Source organism: Pigmentiphaga sp. NML080357 (assembly GCF_002188465.1).
Classification (GTDB): domain Bacteria; phylum Pseudomonadota; class Gammaproteobacteria; order Burkholderiales; family Burkholderiaceae_B; genus Pigmentiphaga.
This window is the reverse complement of sequence record NZ_NINW01000033.1, coordinates 16,026-36,067: the sequence shown is the minus strand read 5'-3', so window position 1 is coordinate 36,067 and position 20,042 is coordinate 16,026. Positions and strand designations below refer to the sequence as shown.

The following is a 20,042-nucleotide window of genomic DNA, read 5'->3' as shown; positions in this document are numbered from 1 at the left end:
GGCCGTCCCAAGGCAAAAAAATGGCCGCGTAAGCGGCCATTCCTGCGGGAAGATCTCTCGGACTTACATAGGCATCATGTTCGCATTCATGTTGTGCAGCACCCAGGCGGAGCCGCCGACGATGATCGCGATGATGAGCACCGTGAAGACGAAGGACGAGAGGTTCTCGCGCTGCTCGGGCGAGGTGCCCATGTGCAGGAAGAACACCAGCTGGACCAGCAGCTGCAGCACGCACAGGACGACGAGGGAAGCGACGGCGGCGAAGCCGGTCAGGATTCCCGTCATCGCCACGCCGAACGACAAGGCCGTCAGCACGATGCAGAGGACGAATCCGACGATGTACGACTTGACCGAGCCGTGGCTGCTGGCGTGGGCGCCGTGATCGCCGGCGGCCGTGGAGGAGTGTTGCGCCATTACAGGGCTCCCATCAGGTAGACGAAGGTGAACACGCAGATCCAGACTAGGTCCAGGAAGTGCCAGAACAGGCTCAGGCAGGCCATGCGGCGGCGAACCACCGGATCCAGGCCGTAGCGCCGGATCATGTCCATCATCACGACCATCCAGATCAGGCCCGAGGTCACGTGCAGGCCGTGGGTCCCGACCAAGGTGAAGAAGGCCGACAGGTAGGCGCTGCGCTGCGGGCCGGCGCCCTCGGCGATCAGGTGATGAAACTCATAGATTTCCATCGCGATGAAGCCGGCGCCGAACAGGAACGTGACGGCCATCCAGCCCAACACCTTGTTGCGCTGGCCGGCGTGCATGGCCAGCATGGCCATGCCGAAGGTCACGCTGCTGATCAGCAGCAGCATGGTCTCGGTCAGCACGAACGACAGGTCGAACAGCTCGCTGCCATGAGGCCCGCCCGCGGTCGCTCCCGACAGCACGGCAAACGTCGCGAACAGCACCGAAAAGATGAGCAAGTCGCTCATCAGATAGATCCAGAACCCCAATACGGTCTTGGACCCGTCATCGTGATGCTCATGCCCCCCATGGGCATGATGATCGCCACCATCGTGACGATGCGTATGAAGAATTGCTGCGCTACTCATATTGATCTTTAAAAAATCGGCGCTCCGCACCAAAACACTGCTACACGACCCAGGATGCGGTGGATCCGGCTTTGCCGGTCCACTCGCATCGCCCCCTGGGGGGCGCGCGCAAGCGCGTAGGGGGGACCTCTACGCCGCCTGCTTCAGCGACTCGTAGTGCGCGTTCTCGATGCGCGCAACCTCGTCAGCCTTGACGTAGTAGTCCACGTCGCGGTCGTAGGCGCGGGCGATGAAACCGCCGATCATGCCGACCAGACCCGCCACGGCCAGCCACCAGATGTGCCAGACCAGCGCGAAGCCGAGAATGGTGCCGGCGATGCCGATGTACACGCCGGCGCCGGTGTTGCGCGGCATGTGGATGTCTTCGTAGTGGTCGGGACGCTTGTAGGCGACGCCGGTTTCCTTGTCATGCCAGAACTGATCGAGCTGGGTCACTTGGGGCACCTTTGCGAAGTTGTAGAACGGCGGAGGAGAGGGAATGGACCATTCCAGCGTACGGCCACCCCAGGGGTCGCCGTCGAAGTCGACATTCTTCTTGCGGTCGCGGATGCTGACGAAGATCTGCAGCAGCAGGAAGAAGATACCCAGCGCGATGATGACGGCGCCTACCCAGGCGACGATCAGGTACGGTTCCCACGCGGGGTTGTTGTGGTGGTTCAGGCGGCGCGTCATGCCCATGAAGCCGAGGATGTACAGCGGCATGAAGGCCATGAAGAACCCGACGAACCAGCACCAGAACGAGTACTTGCCCAGGCGCTCGTTGAGCTTGAAGCCGAAGGCCTTGGGGAACCAGTACACCATGGCCGCGATACACCCGAACACGACGCCGCCGATGATGGTGTTATGGAAGTGGGCGATCAGGAACAGGCTGTTGTGCAGCACGAACGAGACAGCGGGAATCGCCATCAGCACGCCGGTCATGCCGCCGATCACGAAGGTGACCATGAAGCCCAGCGTCCACAGCACCGGCGTGGTGATCTGCACCCGTCCGCGGTACATCGTGAAGAGCCAGTTGAAGATCTTCACGCCCGTGGGTACCGAGATGATCATCGTCGCGATGCCGAAGAAGGCGTTGACGTTCGCCCCCGAGCCCATGGTGAAGAAGTGGTGCAGCCAGACCAGGAACGACAGCACGCCGATGGCGGCCGTGGCGTACACCATGGACTTGTACCCGAACAGCGGCTTGCGCGAGAAGGTGGCGATGATTTCCGAGAACGCGCCGAAGCAGGGCAGGATCAGGATGTAGACCTCGGGGTGGCCCCAGATCCAGATCAGGTTCACGTACATCATCACGTTGCCGCCCAGGTCGTTCGTGAAGAAGTGCGTGCCCAGGTAGCGGTCGGCGGTCAGCAGCGCCAGCGTGGCCGTCAGCACCGGGAAGGCGGCGACGATCAGGATGTTGGTGACCAGCGCGGTCCACGTGAAGACCGGCATCTTCATCATCGTCATGCCCGGGGCGCGCATGCGCATGATGGTGACGATGAAGTTGATCCCGCTGAGCGTGGTTCCGAGCCCTGACAGCTGCAATGCCCAGATGTAGTAGTCCACCCCCACCCCCGGGCTATAGTCCAGGCCCGACAGCGGCGGATAGGCCAGCCAGCCGGTGGCGGCGAATTCGCCCACGAACAGCGACATCATGATCAGTACCACGCCGCCGCCGAACAGCCAGAAGCTCAGCGAGTTCAGGAACGGATAGGCGACGTCGCGCGCGCCGATCTGCAGCGGCACGACGATGTTCATCAGGCCCGTGATGAAAGGCATGGCCATGAAGAAGATCATGATCACGCCGTGGGCGGTGAAGATCTGGTCGTAGTGGTGCGGCGGCAGGTAGCCGGCCGAGTCGCCCGAGGCGACGGCCAGCTGGGTGCGCATCATGATGGCATCGGCAAAGCCACGCAGCAGCATGATCAGCGCGACGATGATGTACATGATGCCGATGCGCTTGTGATCCACCGTGGTCAGCCATTCCTTCCACAGGTAGGTCCACTTGCCGTAATAGGTGACGGCGCCGAGCAGTGCGGCGCCCAAAACGACGACCGCGGCCAGCGTGACCATGACGATGGGCTCATGGTACGGGATGGCATCCAGGGTCAGTTTCCCGAACATCGATTTACTCCGACAAGGCGATCTTGGGTGTGTTGGCAGGCGTGCACATTCCGGTATCCATGCCTGCGGAGGCCATGTACTGGTAAATGATGCCGTCGAACATGTTGGGTTCGGCGCCCGAGTAGTAGGCGACGGGCTCGTGCTCGCTGGGCGAGACCAGCGCCTGGTAGGCCTCGGGCGTCATCTTGTTGGGCGACGCCTGGGCGTTGCGGACCCACGCCTCGAAATCTTCCTGGCTGGTGGCGATGGCCTTGAAGCGCATGCCCGAGAAGCCCGCGCCACTGTAGTTGGCCGAGATGCCCGCGTAGGTGCCGGCTTCGCGCGCGATCAGGTGGAGCTTGGTTTCCATGCCCGCCATGGAATAGATCTGGCTACCCAGCTGCGGAATGAAGAAGGAGTTCATGACCGAGGCGGATGTGATGCGGAAGTTGACCGGGACATCGACCGGGAACTTGATCTCGTTGACCGTGGCGATCTTGTATTCCGGGTAGATGAACAGCCACTTCCAGTCCAGCGAAACGACGTCGATCTCCACCGGCTTGACCTCGGACTGCAGGGGCCGGTAGGGGTCCAGCTCGTGAGAACTCTTCCAGGTCAGTACGGCGAGGATGCCGACGATGATGCAGGGAATGGTCCAGACGACCACTTCGATGGCGGTGGAATGCGACCACTGGGGATCGTATTTGGCCTTGGTGTTGGAGGCGCGGTATTTCCAGGCGAACCAGAGGGTGAGGAAGATGACCGGCACGACCACCAGCAGCATCAGCCCGGTCGCGGTCAGGAGCAGGGTTTTCTCTTGGGCGCCGATGTCGCCCTTGGGATTTAGAATGTCCATGTTGCAGCCAGCCAGCAGCAACATGACGGCGCCGACGCATAACGTGCGTCCCGCGTTCGCAAAGAAGGATTTACTCACGTCCAGCCTTGGTTTGTAGAAACGTTGGCGAAATCCGCCAGTTCCGCATCCTACTGAACGTGTCTCGGGTGGGGATGCGACAAAAAGTCGCGCGGGCGGGCCGGTCCGGCCGCCCCCGGAGCACAAGGCGCCCGCCCGGGCCTTGCTTCCCCTAGTTGTGGCGAATTGTGACGGTCAAAGGCTAGGGAATTGCCCTGCGACAATATGTCGCACCGCCGGCGACGGGTATTCCCGCTCGACGCTCCACGGAGGGTGGCGCCGGATGCAGGCCTACGGTTTTACTCGGGCTCCGGCCCTCGTTCCGGCCCCGGCCGCTTGGCCAGCTTGCGCTGCAACGATCGTCGATGCATGTTCAACAGACGCGCCGCCGCCGACACGTTGCCCCCTGTTTCATGCAGTGCCTGCTGGATATGCTCCCATTCCAGTCGATGCAGCGGAATCATGGTCGACTCCACCGTCACGGCTTCGGCTTTTTCCAGCCCCAGCGCGCGCAGGATCATGTCGGCGGTGGCCGGCTTGGGCAGATAATCGTCGGCGCCGCGCTTGATGGCGTCCACGGCGGTGGCGACGCTGGCATAGCCCGTCACCAGCAGGATGCGCATGTCGGCGCGCAGTGCGCGCAGCGGCTTGATCAGGGTCAGGCCGGAATCGTCGCTGCTGAGCTTGAGGTCGACCAGCGCGAAGCCGGGACGGATCTCGTCGGCGATGCGCAGCGCCTCGGCGATGGTCGTGGCGGTGCGGGTTTCGAGGCCGCGCCGCGCGAGGCTGCGCTGCAAGGTGCGCAGGTAGAGTTCGTCGTCGTCGACGAGAAGTCCGGTATCCAGGGCAGTCATCATGAGGTCACGGTGGTTTCCACGGGCAGTTGGAACTGGATGCGCACGCCGCCGCCTTCGGCGGCCGTCATCGTCATCTCGCCGCCCAGGCGCTCGACCGTGGCATGCGAGAGCGCCAGGCCCACGCCCAGCCCGCCGGGCTTGCCGCTGCGGAACAGCGTGGCGGGCAGCAGGGGCTGGTCGGGGTTGAGCCCGCGTCCATAGTCGCGCACCACGCCCCGCACCATGCCGCCTTTGCATTCCAGGTGCAGGTCCACATAGGGCGCGCCGGCCTGGACGCCGGCGTCGGCGGCATTGTTCAGCAGCGCCTGCAGCAGGTGGGCGACCGAGGGTTCGACGCGCAGGCCGCGCGGCAGCACGCCGGTGCGGTGCAGTTCGACCGTGGGGCGGACCAGCTTCCACTGTTCCACCACACGTTCCAGTTCCACTTCGGTTGGGACAGCGAGATTGCGCACACGTTCCCGGCACAGGGCCAGCAGCTCCACCAGCATCTCGGTGTCGGCGCGCAGGTCGTCGGTATCGGCCTGGGCGGCGATTTCGTCGGCGAGCAGCGTCATGGTGGCCAGCGGCGTATTCAGTTCATGCGCCATCGAGGCGGCGTGGGTGGCCAGGGCCACGATGCCCTCGTTGCGCGCGAAGCGCTCGCGCAGGTCGGCCAGCTCCCGTTCGCGGTTGCGCAGGTCGGCCGCCAGGCGCGTGGAGAAGATGAGGATCACCACGACCGAGATCAGGAAACTCGCGGCTATGCCCCACAGCAGCAATTCGTAGGCGTCGCCGGGCGCGTGGAGGGGCCGGCCGAAGATGGCTGCCGCGGCATAGCCGACAACGCCCGCGCCGGCGGTGGCGTAGGCCCAGCGGCTGGGCAGAACCATGGCGGCCAGCGCAATCAGGACCAGGAACAGCAGCCCGAAGGGGTTGCTGATGCCCCCGCTCCAAGCCACCATCCAGGCCAGCACCACGATGTCCACCAGCATGTGGACGAACGCGGTGGCATGCGAGGGTTCGCCGCCGGTGCGCAGGCGCCAGCCGGCGTACAGGTTGAAAAGGACGAGGGTGGCCACACCGCTCCACAGCATGGCCAGGGGCAGGTCCACGTCCAGTGGGCCGCTGGCGATGAAGATGGTGGCCGCCTGGCCGCCGATGGCGAGCCAGCGCAGGCTGGACAGGGTGCGTAGGAACGAGGTTTCGGTACGGCTCATACGATAGGAGGACGAGCCGGACGGTGGCGCCGGCGGGGCTCCATTATGACGTACGGAAGCGCGGGGCCGCCGGCCGGCGGCCCCGCGGTCAGGCGTTGCCCGGCGGAGGGGCGGCCGGCAATCCCCTGCGCAGCGCCAGGCCGAGCATCACGAGAGTGGCTCCCTGGAACAGCAGGTCGATGGCCAGCAGGAGGCCGAGTATCCAGAGGCTGTTGGCGGGCCAGCCCACCGCCACGAGCAGGCCCGCGAGCAGTGTGATCACCCCCGACAAGGCGAGCCATCCCCAGCCTTGCTGGCTGCGGTGCTGGAACCAGACCCAGAGCCGCAGCACACCGGCGGCGATGAGGAAGGCGCCCAGCAGCAGCGTCAGGACGGCGGCGCCGGCGAGCGGATTGTAGAGGGCGAGGCCGCCGGCGATGGCGTAGAGCAGGCCGCTGAGGGTCCAGAGGAGGAACCCGCGCCAGCCTTTCACGCGCCAGGCCTGGACCAGCTGGCCGATGCCGGCAACCAGCATCATGACGCCCACGAACAGGACGCTCGCGACGGTGGCCGCCAGGACGTAGACGCCGGCCACGAAACCCAGGATCAGCATCAGCACGCCCAGGGCGACGAACCAGCCCCAGCTCGCGCCAAGCGTCTTCAAGGTTTCCGGCCACGAGAGGCTGCCCGGTACGGGCGTGGGGTTTGAAGCATCTGCCATATCGGTTCCCTCCGTATGGGTTCAAGCCGATAGCCGAGGTCACGCAGTGCCATGCCGCGTGCGGCGGATACGCGGTGCATCCGCCGCACGCTCCCAGTGTAAACACGCTCTAGCCGGAGCGTTGGAGCAAATCTTGTAACCGATCGATGAAGGGGCGCTGGGCTTCGAGGATCTTGCCGCGGGCGGTGTGCAGGTCGAACCAGGCCGCGCGGTCGACCTCGGGGAAGGCCTGCATGCGGCCGCTGCGCGGCGGCCATTCGAGTTCGAAGGTGTTGCTTCGCAGGGCGGCGGGGTCGAAATCGGCTTCCATTGCGAAGGCGCAGACTTCCTTGCCGCCGCGCTGCCGTATCCGGCCCAGCGGCGCGAGCGCGCCGGCCGGGGCGTCTCCCAGTTCCTCGCGCAGTTCGCGCAGGGCCGCGGCGGCGAGATCCTCATCCGCTTCCACCAGGCCTTTGGGAATGGACCACGCGCCGGCGTCGCGCCGGCGCCAGAATGGTCCGCCAGGGTGGACGAGCAGCACCTGCCATGCTCCGGCTTCGCGCCGGTACATCAGGATGCCCGCGCTCGTCGCGCTCATGGCTGATACGTCTGCCGGGCCTGCGCCGCGGCGTCCGCGCCTTGCCGCATCTGCGCGTAGGAGACGCCGAAGATGGCCAGTCCGCCGAGCGCGAGCAGCAGGCCGACCCAGCCGGTGGACGCCCAGCCCAGGCCGGCCGAGATGGTCAGGCCGCCGAGCCAGGCGCCCAGCGCATTGGCGAGGTTGAAGGCGGAGTGGTTGAGCGCGGCCGCCAGCGTCTGGGCGTCGCCGGCCACATCCATCAGGCGGATCTGCAGGGCCGGGCCGATGGCCACGATGGTTCCGATCAGGAAGACGTTGAACGCGCCGAGCCAGATGCTGGAGGCGGTCAGGCAGAACAGTCCGAGCACCAGCCCGGACCAGACCAGGAGGCCGCATATGGTAGGCATCAGGGCCTTGTCGGCCAGCCGGGAGCCGACCAGATTGCCGGTCACCATGCCCACTCCGAAGAGCGCGAGCACGAATGGAACCCCGTGCACCGGCAGGCCCGCCAGCTCCATCAGCGTCGGCTTGATGTAGCTGAACACCGCGAACATGCCGCCAAATCCGATCGCGCCGATGCCCAGCGTGAGCCACACCTGCTTGCGGCGCAACGCCCCGAGTTCGCGCCAGGGGCTGGCGCCTTCGCTGGCCGGGATGTCGGGGATCCAGCGCCAGACGAGCAGCGCGGCCAGCACGCCGATGGCGCCGACCAGGGTGAATGCGGCGCGCCATCCCAGCCATTGTCCCAGCCCCGCGGCCAGCGGGACGCCGATCAGGGTCGCGACGGTCAGTCCCAGCATGACGTAGCCAACCGCACGTGCGCGCTGTCCGCCGGGCGCCAGGTGCGCCGCGACCAGCGCCGCGACGCCGAAGTACGTGCCGTGCGGCAATCCCGTCATCAGGCGCATCAGGATCATGGAGAGATAGCCCGGCGCGGCCGCGCTGGCGACGTTGCCGAGGGCGAAGAAGGCCATCAGGGCCACCAGCAGGGCGCGACGCGGCATGCGGGCGCCAAGCACGGCCAGCACCGGGGCGCCCACCACGACGCCGAGGGCGTAGGCGCTGATCAGGTGCCCGGCGGCAGGAATGGAGATACCCAGGTCCTGGGCGGCGTCAGGCAGGAGCCCCATGATGACGAATTCGCCGGTACCGATGCCGAAACCGCCGAGCCCCAGTGCCATCAGCGCCCGGCCGAACGAGGGCGGGCGGCCCGGGGCCGTGGACGGATCGGGGAAGGAAGACTGCGGCGTGGCGGGGACGTTCATGAAGAGGCGGCGGGCCGCGAGGCGAATGGCGTGGCGAAAGCGGATAGCTTAGCAGCACCAGGTTGCACTGCACAAAAAGTCTTGCCCACGGCGTGGTCCGCGTCGAGGCTATGATGCGGTCAGCGCCGCGCCGGTGGGGCGGGGCAGACTTTTCATGTGAGACCATGCAATGAGCGACATCACCATCTACCACAACCCCGCATGCGGCACGTCACGCAAGGTCCTGGCCCTGCTCCAGGAGCGCGGCTACGCGCCCACGGTGGTCGAATACCTCAAGACGCCCCCCAGCCGCGAGACGCTCGAGTCGCTCATCGCCGCAATGGGGCTGCCTGTGCGCGAGGCAATGCGGGTCAAGGGCTCGCCCTACGAGGAGCTGGGCCTGGGCGACCCCAAGTGGAGCGATGAGGAACTGATCGATTTCATGATGCAGCATCCCATCCTGATCAATCGCCCCATCGTCGTGACGCCGCGCGGCACGCGCCTGTGCCGTCCCATGGAGACCGTGCTGGAAATTCTGCCGGAGTGAGAGGCAACCGGGCGGAGCAGGATCCTAGAGCAAGACTTCGCCGGTGACGCAATCGGCGACATCGCCTCCCACCCAGATGTCGCCATCCGCGCGGCTGATGTACAGGCGTCCCGCGCGGCCGCGGGCGGTCCCCTGGCTGGCGACATAGGAGGCGGGGGCAAGGCCGGCGCCAATGAGCCATTGCGCGACGCCGGCGTTGAGGCTGCCGGTGACGGGGTCTTCCGGGATTCCCAGGCCGGGTGCGAAGGCGCGGACCTCGAATTGCGCTTCGGCGCCGTCCGTGGCCGGGTCCCAGGGGCCCACGACCCCCAGCTTCAGCGTACCCAGGGCGGGAAAGTCGGGTTTCAGCGCCAGCACGTCGGCGCGCGAGGCAAGCATGACCGCGATCCACGCCGGGCCGTTGTCCACCCAATTCGCGGCGACGATCGCCTGGGGCGCGATTCCGAGGCCGCGTGCCGCCTGTGCGAGGGTGGCCGGATCGATCGGGCCCGAGCGCCGCAGCGGCGGCGCCGCGAAGGCCAGGCGGCCTTGGTCGCGCCGGATTCGCACCAGCCCCACGCCGCATTCCTGGACGATGTCCGCCGCCCGGGGACGCCCGCCGGCCTGCAGCCACGCATGGCAACTGCCCAGCGTGGGATGGCCCGCGAAGGGCAGCTCGCCCGATGGCGTGAAGATGCGCAGCCGGTAGTCGGCGCCGGCCACGGTGGGGCGCAGCAGGAACGTGGTTTCGCTCAGGCCGGTCCAGCGGGCGAACGCGGCCATCCGGTCCTCATCGAGATCGTCCGCGCCGTGGACGACGGCCAGCGGATTGCCCAGCAGCGGAACCGCAGTGAAGACGTCCACTTGCCGGAATTCATAGGGGCGGGGAGAGGCGGCGGGCATCATGGCACCAAAGAAGCGGTCAAACGTAGGTGGACAGGAGGATGTTGGTCTCGGTATTGGCGATGCCGGGGATCAGCCGTATCCGTTCCAGGGCGCGGTCGAACGCTTCCAGGCTCTCGGCACGCAGTTCGGCCATGATGTCCCAGCGGCCGTTGGTGGTGTGCAGCGCCTGGATCGCCGGCTCCCCGCGCAGCGCCTGCAGGACTCGCCGCGCGGTGTTGCCTTCGATTTCTATGCTCATCCACGCGCGTATGCCCTTGGGCTCCGCATCCGGCCGCAGACGCACGGTGTAGCCCACGACGACGCCTTGTTCTTCCAGGCGTGCCATGCGGTTCTGGACTGTGCCGCGCGAGACCTTGAGCTTGTGGGCGAGCGCGGAGACGGGCGTGCGCGCATTGTCGCGCAGCAGGGCGATCAGGCGATGGTCGACGTCGTCCATGGCGATTCCTGCGCGGGGAGATGACAAAACGATAGCAGACTCTGGCGTTCTGGCAATCGATGGGACGGAATGCGCAATTTCTTGCACTCCATCTTGGCATCACGGACGAGCAGAATGGGGATGCGGTCCTGCGGGACCGCGCGCGGAACAAGGAGGCAAAGTGAGCGCCAGAGCCAAGATCCTGATGATTGATCCGACACATTTCGACGTCAGCTATCGCATCAATCCCTGGATGAAACCCGACCTGTGGGCGCGCGATCCCGAGGGATTCCGCGCCGCTGCGCGCACCGCGTCCGACGCGCTGCATCGGGCGCTGTCGCGGGCGGGCTGCGACGTGATCGTGGGTGCCGGCAGACCGGGCCTGCCGGACATGGTGTTCCCCGCCAATGCCGCCATCGTCCTCGACGGCCGGGCGTTGTTGGCCCGGTTCCGTTATCCGCAGCGACAGGGCGAGGAAGCGGCGTTCCTCGCGATGTTCGAGGCGCTGCGCGCACAAGGCCTGCTGGCGGAAGTGGCGCAGTTTCCCGACGGCTGCCACCAGGAAGGCGCGGGCGATGCCATCTGGGACGCCAACCGGCAATGGTTCTGGGCCGCCCATGGCCCGCGTTCTTCCCGCGAGTCGCTGGCCCATATCTCCGGATTCTTCGGGCAGGAAGTGGTGCCGATGGAACTGGTTTCGGACCGCTGCTATCACCTGGACGTGTGCTTCTGCCCATTGAGCGGGGGCGAGATCCTCTATTTCCCGCCGGCCCTGACGCAGGACGCACTGCGCAACCTGCGCGAGCGCGTGCCGGCCGACATGCTGATCGAGGCCACCGAGGAAGACCTGGCGCGTTTCAGCGTGAACGCGGTCAACGTCGGCAGGCAAGTCGTCATGGCCACGCCGCCGGATCGCCTGCGGTCCGTCTTGAACGAGCGCGGCTATCGCGTCGTGCCGATAGAACTCTCGCCCTTCATGATGTCTGGCGGTGGCGCCTATTGCATGACCTTGCGGCTGGACCGGGCGAGCGTGCCGGAAGCGTCGGTGGGCAACGGCAGGCGGGAGGCCGCCATGGCCTGAGGAGGCGACATGAAAACGCGCTTTCTGGATGCGGACGCGGTTGCCGCACTGGTGGTCCGGCGCGGCACGACGCAGGTCATCGAGGAGCTGGCGCGCTACATCCGCGACGATTACCTGCGCTGGCCCGAGTTCGAGAAGAGTGTCCGCGTGGCCCATCATTCCAGCATGGGTGTCATCGAGCTGATGCCGGTATCCGATGGCCGGCGCTATGCGTTCAAGTACGTCAACGGACATCCGGGCAACGCGCTGAGCGGCCTGCCCACGGTCCTGGCGTTTGGCGTGCTGGCCGAGGTGGCGACCGGTTATCCGCTGCTGCTTGCCGACCTCACCCTGGCGACCGCGCTGCGCACCGCGGCCACCTCGGCGCTGGCCGCGCGCGCCATGGCGCGCAAGGGCGCGCGAACCATGGCCCTGATCGGCAACGGCGCGCAGAGCGAATTCCAGGCGCTGGCGTTTCATTCCATGCTGGGCGTCGCCGAAATCCGGGCCTACGACGTCGACCGCCGCGCGACCGACAAGCTGATGGCCAACCTGGCCGGCATCGCCGGATTGCAGCTTATGCCGGCGCCATCGGCCAAAGCCGCGGTCCAGGGCTCCGACATCGTGACCACGCTGACCGCGGACAAGCGCAAGGCTGTGATCATCCGGCCGGAGTGGGTGGAGCCGGGCATGCACCTGAATGCCGTGGGCGGCGATTGTCCCGGCAAGACCGAGCTGCATCCGGCCATATTGAAGCGCGCCCGCATCGTGGTTGAATACGAGGCGCAAACGCGCATCGAAGGCGAAATCCAGCAATTGCCGGCGCATGCGCCTGTGGTGCCGCTCTGGCAGGTGTTGTCGGGCGCGCTGCCGGGACGCCAGCAGCCCGAAGAGGTGACGGTATTCGACTCGGTGGGGTTCGCGCTGGAAGATTTCTCGACGCTGCGCTATCTCATGGATCTGGCGCGCGGCGGCGAGGCCGGCAAGGACTACCGGCTCGTGCCGGAACTTGCGGATCCCAAGGACTTGTACGCGCTGCTCGAGCTTGGCCAGCGTGCCGCGGCTTCCGCGGTCACATCCTGATCCAGCCGCGCCTGACCATCAGGTGCAGGGCCAGGCCCACGACGAAGCCGGCCGCGACGTTCCACATGCAAAGCGCTGCGGTCATCAACGCGACCAGGCGCTGGTTCCTGTCGGCCGGCAGGACGCTGCTGCCTAGCGCCAGCTGAGCACCGGTCAGGAACAGGATTACGCCGAGGATGGCAAGCGGGAACAGCTTGAACAGCAAGGCCACCCCCGGGCTGAAAAACAAGGCCAGCGCAAGCAGAATGCCCCCCAGTATGACCAGCGATCCCCCGGTTCGGGCGCCGAAGGCCACGTGCCCCGCCATGCCGCCCGCGCCATGGCACATCGGAACGCCGCCCACCACCGAGCTGAGCAGGTTCATGATCCCGGTGGACGTCGCCAGGCCGTTCTCCGATACGGGCCGCTGGGGAAAGAGGCGGTTGTTTTCCTCCTTGATGGCGATCACGGCGTTGCCCAGAGTAAGCGGAAGCTGGGGCAGGGCGAGCAGGAAGACGCCCACCATCAGTTCGTTCCAGCCCAGGCTCGACAAGGCAAAGGTCGGCGCAGGCAGGCCGATGGGCACTTCGGCCAGGCCATGGAGCAGCTCGGGCTGGCGCCACAGGCCCACCGCAGCGCCGAAGGCCAGGAGCACGAACATCGCCGGAAAGGTCCGATTGGCCATCAGGGCGAGCGTGGCGAGCCCGGCGATCGCGGCGACGGGCCAATCGGTCTGCATCATTTTCACGCCTTCCAGCATGAATCCGAATCCCAGTCCCAGCATGATCCCCAGGACGACGGCCGGCGGCACGAGGCGCGACAGGCGGGCCGCGGCGCCGCTCAGGCCGAGGAAGAGCCACGCGGCGCCCGTGGCCAGCGCCGCGGCGTAGACCGCGCCAGGGGTGACGACGGCCGTTTGCGCGGCCTGGGTCACGGCCACGGCGCCGATGGCCTTCATGGGCTGGACGGGGATCGGGGTCCTGTAATGCAGGCCGCAGGCCAGCATGCACAGGCCGAACGCGAACAGCACGCCGAACGGGTCGAGCTTGAGCACGCCGATGTAGGCCACCACGAATGGGATCAGCGTGCCGAGGTCGCCGAAGGCCCCGGCCCATTCCATGCGGTCATAGCGATTGCCCGTGGCCGCTTCCTGCACGGAGCGGCTGGCCGGCTCGTGCATCCGTGCCCCCTGATGTGTGGACAAAGAACAGCATTGTCGGCCAGCCCAGGAGGCCTGTAAATGCGGCCCGGCGTTCAGGCCCAGGCTTCGGTGCGCAGCGTCCGGCCCATGGCTTCGAGCATGCGGGCCCATCCCTTGCGCGTGCGGTCGGCGTATTCGGCGTGGCGGGCATCCATCTGGTGCGTGACCTTGACCTTGCAGCCGGCTTCGGCGGCGAGCAGGGCGACGGTGACGACGTCGGCCCGTTCCATGCCCGCAACGTTCCAGGTAAAGGCGAGGCAGTAGGGCCGATCCACGATCAGGTATTGCCCCCAATGCTCCGCGTCGCCGTCGGTCCTCCGCTGGGTGAAGAAGAACGTGCCGCGTTCGCGCGCATCGATCTCCACCCTGACCAATTCGCCCAGGCCGGGACCGAACCAGCCGCGCACGGCGGCGGGAGAGATCCAGGCGTCGAAGACGCGTTCGGCGGGAACCGGGAAATGCTTGATGGTCGAGACGTCGATCGTGCTGGCGCTCATGGGACTTTTTCCTGGGCGGAGAGCGGGCGCTGGGGGAGCACGCGCTTGGCGGGCAATGCGGGGACTCGCAGAGTAGCGAATTTTGTGTACAGCGTCCACAATATCCCGCACGAGATGTCGGAATAAGGTATCAGCCGGCTTTGCGCAGGGTGAAGTTGATGCGCTGCCCGCCCAGTTCAGGATGGTGGGCCTCGCGCAGCGGCAGGACGCCGTGATAGCGCAGCCGGTCCGAGCCGCCCCATACGGCCACGTCGCCATGGAAGAGCGGGTAGCGCCGGGGCCGATCGGCACGCTCGTGCCCGCCGAACAGGAAGACGGCGGGAACGCCCAGCGATACCGAGACAATGGGGGCGCCGAAATCGCGTTCGTTGCGATCCTGGTGCAGGGTCAGGCGCGAACCCGGCAGGTAGCGATTGACCAGGCAGGCATCGGGGGCGAAATCCGGAAAACCCGCGGCGGCCGCCGCGCGCGCCGCGAGACTGGCGAAGGCCTCCGGCATGGCGGGCCAGGGCCGGCCGGTCAACGGGTCGTGGCGGGCATAGCGATAGCCCTGGCGGTCGCTCACCCAGCCCCAAGTTCCGCAGTTGGTCAGGGCCACCGACATGGTGTGCCCGCCCGGCGTGACCATGTGGCGAAACGGCGCGACGGCCTCGAGGCGCGCGAGCGCGTCCAGCAGGCGCGGCACGTCGGGCAAGGCCTCGCCGCGCAGGATGACCGCCTGTTCGCCTATCGGCTCGGCAATGCCGGCGGAGCCGGCGTGATCGAAAAGTTCGAGGTTCATGAACAGGCCTAGGCCGCGTCGTGGAAGATGATGCCCAGCGTGTGGCGCGTGCCGGCATGCAGGCGGCTCACGCCGTGGCGCAACTGGTGCCGCACGGGACCGCGCGCGCCGGGCACGGGACGGGCATGGACCGCGAACACGACCGCGTCGCCTTGATCCAGCGGCACGACCTCGGCCCGCGATTGCATGCGCGGGCGCTGTTCCGTCAGCACGAATTCGCCGCCGGTGAAATCGCGGCCCGTGCGCGACAGGAGGATCGCGACCTGGAGGGGAAATACGTGTTCGCCGTAAAGATCCTGGTGCAGGCAGTTGTAGTCGCCGGCCGTGTACTGGAGCAACAGCGGCGTCGGCCGTGTCTGTCCGGCCCGGTGGCAGCGGGCGACGAAATCGGCATGGGCGGGCGGGAAGCGCTGGGGCAGCCGCAAGAGCGCGTGCCAGCGGTTGGCGAGCGGAACGAGGCGCGGATAGAGGGCCGTGCGCAGGGCCTCGACCAGCGGCGGCAACGGATACGCGAAATATTTGTACTGGCCGCGTCCGTAGCCGTGCCGCGCCATGTCGACGCGGGTGCGGTAGCCCTCGTCGCGCGGATAGAGCGCGGCCATGGCCGTGCATTCCGTGCTGTCCAGCAGTGCGGGCACCCGCGCACAGCCGTAGCGGTCGAGGTCCGCCTCGATGGCGGTCCAGTCGAGGCGCGCGCAGCGTCGTTCGACGTCTGCGGATGTATGGGGGGCGTTCATGGCGTTCCTGGGATGCGGGGCTGGCAATGTAGGCGCGCGAGCCAGGCTGGGCACTCCGGATGTTGCGGCCGAATTCCGGTGGTAATGATACGTCCATGTCCCGAAGGGTCATGCAAACGCAAGGAAGTGTTTCGGTTTCCGCGCCCTGGCGGCGGGCATGTCCGCCTCGCGGACGCGGGGGCCGGATGAGCCGATAGCGAAGGTTGCATCTTTAACGGCAAGACATGCGCGTGGAACGCAACTGCCCCAAGCTGGCGACGTGAAATGACCAAGGACGATGCGGAGCTGCCCATGACGGAGTCCGAATCGATCCCGCTGCGTGAGCGGATGGTGGAATGGCAACTGGCGGGGCGAGGCATCGCGGATGCCGCGGTGCTGGAGGCAATGCGGCGCGTGCCCAGGGAGCGTTTCGTGCCGCCGGAGCTGCGCGAGTTCGCCTATGACGACGCCCCCCTGCCGATCGGCGAAGGGCAGACTATTTCCCAGCCGTACATCGTCGCCCTGATGGCGGAGGCGGCCCGCCTGCGCCCGGGGGATCGCGTGTTGGAAATCGGGACCGGTTCCGGCTATGCGGCCGCGGTACTGGCGCGGCTCGCTGCGCGGGTCGATACCGTGGAACTGCGCCGCGACCTGGCGCAAGCGGCGCGCGAGCGCTTGCGCGACTATCCGCAGATCGAGGTCCACATCGGCGACGGTACGTTGGGGTGGCCGGCGCGAGCACCTTTCGACGCGATACTTGCCGCGGCCGGCGGGCCGGATGTGCCAGCCGCGTGGCGCGAGCAGCTTGCGCCGGGCGGGCGCCTCATCATGCCGGTGGGCGCGAGCCGGGACAGGCAGCGGTTGCTCAGGATAATCCGCGAGGCCGATGGAAGCTTCCATCAGGAAGACCTGGGCGGCGTGCGTTTCGTGCCGCTCATCGGGGCCCAGGGTTGGAGCGACTCCGACCATGGCGCGGGCGAGCCGGCCGCGCACGGCGAAAGTGGCGGGACCGGGCCGAGCCCCGGCGATGGGGCGCCATCGCCGGGCAGCAGCCTCGGAGAGCGGATCCGCCATGCGGCCGAGCCTTTCGCCGACCCGGAGGAAGCCGCGGCGCGGGGATTGTTCGACCGGTGGGGCAGCCGGCGGATCGTGCTGCTGGGCGAAGCCAGCCACGGGACGTCCGAGTTCTACCAGGCACGCGCCGCCATTACCCGGCGCCTGATCGAGCGCCATGGGTTCAACATCGTGGCGGTGGAGGCCGACTGGCCGGATGCCGCCGCCGTGGACAGGCATGTGCGGCATCTCCCGCATCGTGCCGACGGCGGCCCGGCGTTCCGGCGCTTTCCCACCTGGATGTGGCGCAACACGGACGTGGCCGCGTTCGTCGAGTGGCTGCGCTCGCACAATTCGGGACGACCGTCCGCCGAGCGCGCGGGCTTCTTCGGGCTCGATCTCTACAGCCTGTCCGATTCGATCGCGGCGGTGCTGGCCTACCTGGAGGACGTGGACCCGGAAGCCGCCAAGGTCGCGCGCGAACGCTACGGCTGCCTGACGCCCTGGCAGAAGAATCCCGCCGTCTACGGCCGCGCAGTGTTGAGCGATGCTTACCGGGGCTGCGAGGCGCAGGTCGTCGCGCAATTGACGGACCTGCTGGCCAAGCGCATGGAGTATGCCCGCGACGAGACGGGCACCTTCCTCGACGCCGCGCAGAATGCGCGCCTGGTGGCGTCGGCCGAGCGCTATTACCGCGCCATGTACTATGGCGCGGCCGAGTCGTGGAACCTGCGCGATACGCATATGTTCGAGACCCTGGTCCACTTGCTGGAAGCCCATGGACCCGATGCCAAGGCGGTGGTCTGGGCGCACAACTCGCACATCGGCGACGCCGCAGCTACCGAGATGGGACGCGTGCGCGGCGAGCTGAACATCGGCCAGCTGTGCAGGGAGCGTTATGGCGCCGAAGTGGCGCTGGTCGGCATGGGCACGCACGCCGGTACCGTGGCGGCCGCCCATGAATGGGGAGGCGCGATGGAAGTCATGCAGGTCCTGCCCGCGCGGGAAGACAGCTATGAGTTCCTGTCGCACGGCAGCGGCGTGTCGCGCTTCCTGCTGGACCTGCGGGCACCCGGCAACGAGGCCTTGTCCCGGGAACTGAGCCAGCCGCGGCTCGAGCGCTACATAGGCGTGGTCTACCGGCCGCAGACGGAATTGATGAGCCACTATGCCGATGCCTCGCTGCCGGACCAGTTCGACGCCTGGCTTTGGCTGGACCGCACGCACGCCGTGGAGCCCTTGACGCGCGCCCCCGGCGCGGGTGCGCCCGAAACCTATCCGTTCGGTCTCTGAGAAGCGTCGGTCATGGCTTCAGTCCCAGGCCGCCCCCAGTTCGCGCACGATCCGGGCCGCCGGCACTTCGAGGCAGGCGGTGGCGTTCTGGCCGCACCACAGCGGCGAAAAATCGCCCGACCCCTGGGCTTCGGCCTTGGCGCGCAATGGTGCGATGGCCGAGGTCGCCAGCGGAAATGCCGGCGCGGCGGGGGAGATGGGGCCGAGCTCGCGCATGACGCGGTTGACGATGCCGCGCGCCGGACGTCCGGAGAACAAATTGGTGAGCGCGGTATGCGCCGCCGCCGGACTCTTGAGCGCGGCGCGATGGACGGCGCCGGTCGTGGCTTCCGGGGTCAGCAGGAAGGCGGTGCCGGCTTGCACCCCGGCCGCGCCCAGCGCCCGCGCCGCCGCCACCGTGCGGGCATCGGCAATGCCGCCGGCGGCGATGACCGGCAGGCGCACCGCACGGACGATCTGCGGCAGCAGGGCGAAGGTGCCCGGCTGCGTGTCGATGTCCTCGGAGAGAAACATGCCGCGGTGGCCACCGGCCTCGTTGCCCTGCGCGATGATGACGTCCGCCCCGTGGTCTTCCAGCCAGCGTGCCTCGGCCACGGTGGTGGCCGACGACAGCACCTTGGCGCCCCATGACTTCACGCGAGCCACCAGCTCGGCCGACGGCAGGCCGAAATGAAAGCTGACCACGGGCGGTTTGAAGGCCTCGACCAGATCGGCGATCTCCGCCGTGAATGGGGCGCGGCCCGGGCCGGGCTGGATGCCGGCCGGATCGATGCCGAATTCAGCGTAGTAGGGCGCAAGAGCCTGGCGCCAGGCCGCTTCGCGGGCGGCATCGGGCATGGGAGGCGTATGGCAGAAGAAGTTCACGTTGTAGGGCCGGCCCGTGCCCGCGCGCAGGGCTTCGAGCTCGCTGCGCAGCGCGTCCGGGCCGAGCATGGCGCAAGGCAGGGAGCCGAGGCCGCCGGCGTTGGAGACGGCGATGGCAAGGGCGCTGCCTTGCGAACCCGCCATGGGTGCCTGGATGACGGGCAGTTCTATGCCGAGGAGTGCTTGCAGATTCATGAGGCGGCCTTGACCAGAGGGAAGGGGAAGGAAGCGGACGCGCCAACGGGCGGCAACAGGTCCGCCAAGGTGTAGCGATCCAGGTGCTGCAGGAAACGTTGCAGCGCGGTGTCCAGGATACCGGTCAGGCGGCAATGCCCGGTCAGCGCGCACCCGCCGTCGGGCACATGGCATTCGACCAGGTGGAAGTCCGGCTCGAGCTTGCGCACCACGTCGCCCAGGCCGATCTCAGCCGGCGCGCGGGCGAGCCGCATGCCGCCGCCCTTGCCGCGGACGGTTGCGAGATAGCCGAGCTGTCCCAGCCTATGGGTGACCTTCATCAGATGGGCTTCCGAGATATCGTGCATGCCGGCGACTTCGGCAATGGTGCACAGCCGATCGGGATGCCGGCCGACGTACATGAGCAGCCGCAGGGCGTAGTCGCTATGGGTGGTCAGGCGCATGGCAGATCACGCGCGAGGCGGTCGGGGTGGTGCTGCATCTGGTAGCCCAGCCACAGGCTTTGCGCGATGCGGCGGGCGAGGGTCTCGGCCCGTGTGGCCATGGCGGCGTTGTCCTGTTCGTGGGCGGTCTGGCCGAACAGTTCCAGCCAGCGCGCGAACAGGGTTTCGTCCAGGTCGGGCAAGGCGGCATGGCGCGCCATGGGCGTGCCGGCATAACGGCGCGTGCCGCGCAGCATGGACGACCAGAAGTCGGTGAGCTTGGCCAAGTGGTGATCCCAGTCGTCCACGTGGGCATCGAAGACGGGCCCCAGCCGCTCGTCCTTGCGGACCTTGGCGTAGAACGCCGCCACGAAGCGGGCGATTTCTTCTTCCGTGCAGAGCGAGGGATCGAACATGGCGGCATTGTGAACGCGAACGAGCATTCGAC

General features: G+C 67.3%; 21 protein-coding genes and 1 pseudogene. 4 read left to right on the top strand and 18 right to left on the bottom strand.

The annotated features are described in order from the left end of the window. Positions 1-63 precede the first annotated feature (63 nt). From cyoD to CDO44_RS14550, 9 genes are all read right to left on the bottom strand, one after another. Complete coding sequence (gene cyoD, locus CDO44_RS14590; RefSeq protein WP_087780936.1) at positions 64-414, bottom strand: cytochrome o ubiquinol oxidase subunit IV; 351 nt, start codon at positions 412-414, stop codon at positions 64-66. Next, positions 414-1,049: a cytochrome o ubiquinol oxidase subunit III gene (gene cyoC, locus CDO44_RS14585; protein ID WP_087780935.1), complete on the bottom strand. Its 636-nt coding sequence runs from the start codon at positions 1,047-1,049 to the stop codon at positions 414-416. The genes cyoD and cyoC overlap by 1 nt, the downstream gene beginning before the upstream one ends. A 129-nt stretch (positions 1,050-1,178) precedes the next feature. After that, the gene (cyoB, locus tag CDO44_RS14580; RefSeq protein ID WP_087780934.1) at positions 1,179-3,155 is read right to left on the bottom strand and encodes a cytochrome o ubiquinol oxidase subunit I; all 1,977 of its coding nucleotides are present in this window, start codon (positions 3,153-3,155) and stop codon (positions 1,179-1,181) included. A gap of 4 nt (positions 3,156-3,159) precedes the next feature. Further along, entirely contained in the window at positions 3,160-4,068 is a 909-nt protein-coding gene (cyoA, locus tag CDO44_RS14575) for a ubiquinol oxidase subunit II (RefSeq protein ID WP_369824670.1), read from the bottom strand. 278 nt (positions 4,069-4,346) lie between these two features. Beyond that, positions 4,347-4,901, bottom strand: coding sequence for a response regulator transcription factor (locus CDO44_RS14570; RefSeq protein WP_087780985.1), 555 nt, complete (start codon positions 4,899-4,901; stop codon positions 4,347-4,349). After that, complete coding sequence (locus CDO44_RS14565; protein ID WP_087780932.1) at positions 4,901-6,100, bottom strand: ATP-binding protein; 1,200 nt, start codon at positions 6,098-6,100, stop codon at positions 4,901-4,903. The genes CDO44_RS14570 and CDO44_RS14565 overlap by 1 nt, the downstream gene beginning before the upstream one ends. Positions 6,101-6,188: 88 nt before the next feature. Beyond that, a complete protein-coding gene (locus CDO44_RS14560) occupies positions 6,189-6,800 on the bottom strand; it encodes an HdeD family acid-resistance protein (protein ID WP_087780931.1) in 612 nt (203 codons plus the stop codon). 109 nt (positions 6,801-6,909) lie between these two features. After that, positions 6,910-7,377 (bottom strand): NUDIX domain-containing protein, encoded by a 468-nt coding sequence (locus CDO44_RS14555; protein WP_087780930.1) that lies wholly within the window; start codon positions 7,375-7,377, stop codon positions 6,910-6,912. Then, entirely contained in the window at positions 7,374-8,624 is a 1,251-nt protein-coding gene (locus tag CDO44_RS14550; protein WP_087780929.1) for an MFS transporter, read from the bottom strand. The genes CDO44_RS14555 and CDO44_RS14550 overlap by 4 nt, the downstream gene beginning before the upstream one ends. A 169-nt stretch (positions 8,625-8,793) precedes the next feature. On the opposite strand from CDO44_RS14550, the pseudogene arsC reads away from it, so the two are divergent. Continuing rightward, positions 8,794-9,147: pseudogene (gene arsC / locus CDO44_RS14545) on the top strand (arsenate reductase (glutaredoxin)); the annotation flags it as partial. A gap of 27 nt (positions 9,148-9,174) precedes the next feature. On the opposite strand, the gene CDO44_RS14540 reads toward arsC, so the two are convergent. Further along, positions 9,175-10,032 (bottom strand): PhzF family phenazine biosynthesis protein, encoded by an 858-nt coding sequence (locus CDO44_RS14540; RefSeq protein WP_087780984.1) that lies wholly within the window; start codon positions 10,030-10,032, stop codon positions 9,175-9,177. 19 nt (positions 10,033-10,051) lie between these two features. Continuing rightward, positions 10,052-10,471, bottom strand: a complete 420-nt coding sequence (locus CDO44_RS14535) for an Lrp/AsnC family transcriptional regulator (RefSeq protein ID WP_087780927.1) — start codon at positions 10,469-10,471, stop codon at positions 10,052-10,054. A 160-nt stretch (positions 10,472-10,631) separates the two neighbouring features. Between CDO44_RS14535 and CDO44_RS14530 the strand changes: the two genes are divergently transcribed. Together CDO44_RS14530 and CDO44_RS14525 are read left to right on the top strand one after the other, a co-directional pair. Beyond that, positions 10,632-11,531: a dimethylarginine dimethylaminohydrolase family protein gene (locus CDO44_RS14530; protein WP_369824669.1), complete on the top strand. Its 900-nt coding sequence runs from the start codon at positions 10,632-10,634 to the stop codon at positions 11,529-11,531. Between the two features lie 9 nt (positions 11,532-11,540). After that, the gene (locus CDO44_RS14525; protein WP_087780926.1) at positions 11,541-12,593 is read left to right on the top strand and encodes an ornithine cyclodeaminase; all 1,053 of its coding nucleotides are present in this window, start codon (positions 11,541-11,543) and stop codon (positions 12,591-12,593) included. Here CDO44_RS14525 and CDO44_RS14520 read toward each other — a convergent pair. The 4 genes from CDO44_RS14520 to CDO44_RS14505 all read right to left on the bottom strand — a co-directional run bounded on the left by CDO44_RS14520 (position 12,583) and on the right by CDO44_RS14505 (position 15,788). Beyond that, positions 12,583-13,752, bottom strand: a complete 1,170-nt coding sequence (locus CDO44_RS14520) for a putative sulfate/molybdate transporter (RefSeq protein ID WP_087780925.1) — start codon at positions 13,750-13,752, stop codon at positions 12,583-12,585. The two genes, CDO44_RS14525 and CDO44_RS14520, sit on opposite strands and share 11 nt — an antisense overlap. 74 nt (positions 13,753-13,826) lie before the next feature. Continuing rightward, a complete protein-coding gene (locus CDO44_RS14515; protein WP_087780924.1) occupies positions 13,827-14,270 on the bottom strand; it encodes an SRPBCC domain-containing protein in 444 nt (147 codons plus the stop codon). Positions 14,271-14,400: 130 nt separating this feature from the next. After that, complete coding sequence (gene alkB / locus CDO44_RS14510; protein WP_087780923.1) at positions 14,401-15,051, bottom strand: DNA oxidative demethylase AlkB; 651 nt, start codon at positions 15,049-15,051, stop codon at positions 14,401-14,403. Positions 15,052-15,059: 8 nt separating this feature from the next. Continuing rightward, positions 15,060-15,788, bottom strand: a complete 729-nt coding sequence (locus tag CDO44_RS14505) for a 2OG-Fe(II) oxygenase (protein ID WP_087780922.1) — start codon at positions 15,786-15,788, stop codon at positions 15,060-15,062. Positions 15,789-16,052: 264 nt separating this feature from the next. On the opposite strand from CDO44_RS14505, the gene CDO44_RS14500 reads away from it, so the two are divergent. Beyond that, positions 16,053-18,113, top strand: coding sequence for a protein-L-isoaspartate(D-aspartate) O-methyltransferase (locus CDO44_RS14500; RefSeq protein ID WP_233146189.1), 2,061 nt, complete (start codon positions 16,053-16,055; stop codon positions 18,111-18,113). Positions 18,114-18,131: 18 nt separating this feature from the next. On the opposite strand, the gene CDO44_RS14495 is transcribed toward CDO44_RS14500, so the two are convergent. From CDO44_RS14495 to CDO44_RS14485, 3 genes are read right to left on the bottom strand one after another with little or no spacing between them, the layout of a single operon-like run. After that, entirely contained in the window at positions 18,132-19,172 is a 1,041-nt protein-coding gene (locus CDO44_RS14495) for a nitronate monooxygenase family protein (protein WP_087780921.1), read from the bottom strand. Further along, entirely contained in the window at positions 19,169-19,615 is a 447-nt protein-coding gene (locus tag CDO44_RS14490) for an Rrf2 family transcriptional regulator (protein ID WP_087780920.1), read from the bottom strand. The genes CDO44_RS14495 and CDO44_RS14490 overlap by 4 nt, the downstream gene beginning before the upstream one ends. Next, entirely contained in the window at positions 19,606-20,010 is a 405-nt protein-coding gene (locus CDO44_RS14485) for a group III truncated hemoglobin (protein WP_087780981.1), read from the bottom strand. The genes CDO44_RS14490 and CDO44_RS14485 overlap by 10 nt, the downstream gene beginning before the upstream one ends. Between the last annotated feature and the right edge of the window lie 32 nt (positions 20,011-20,042).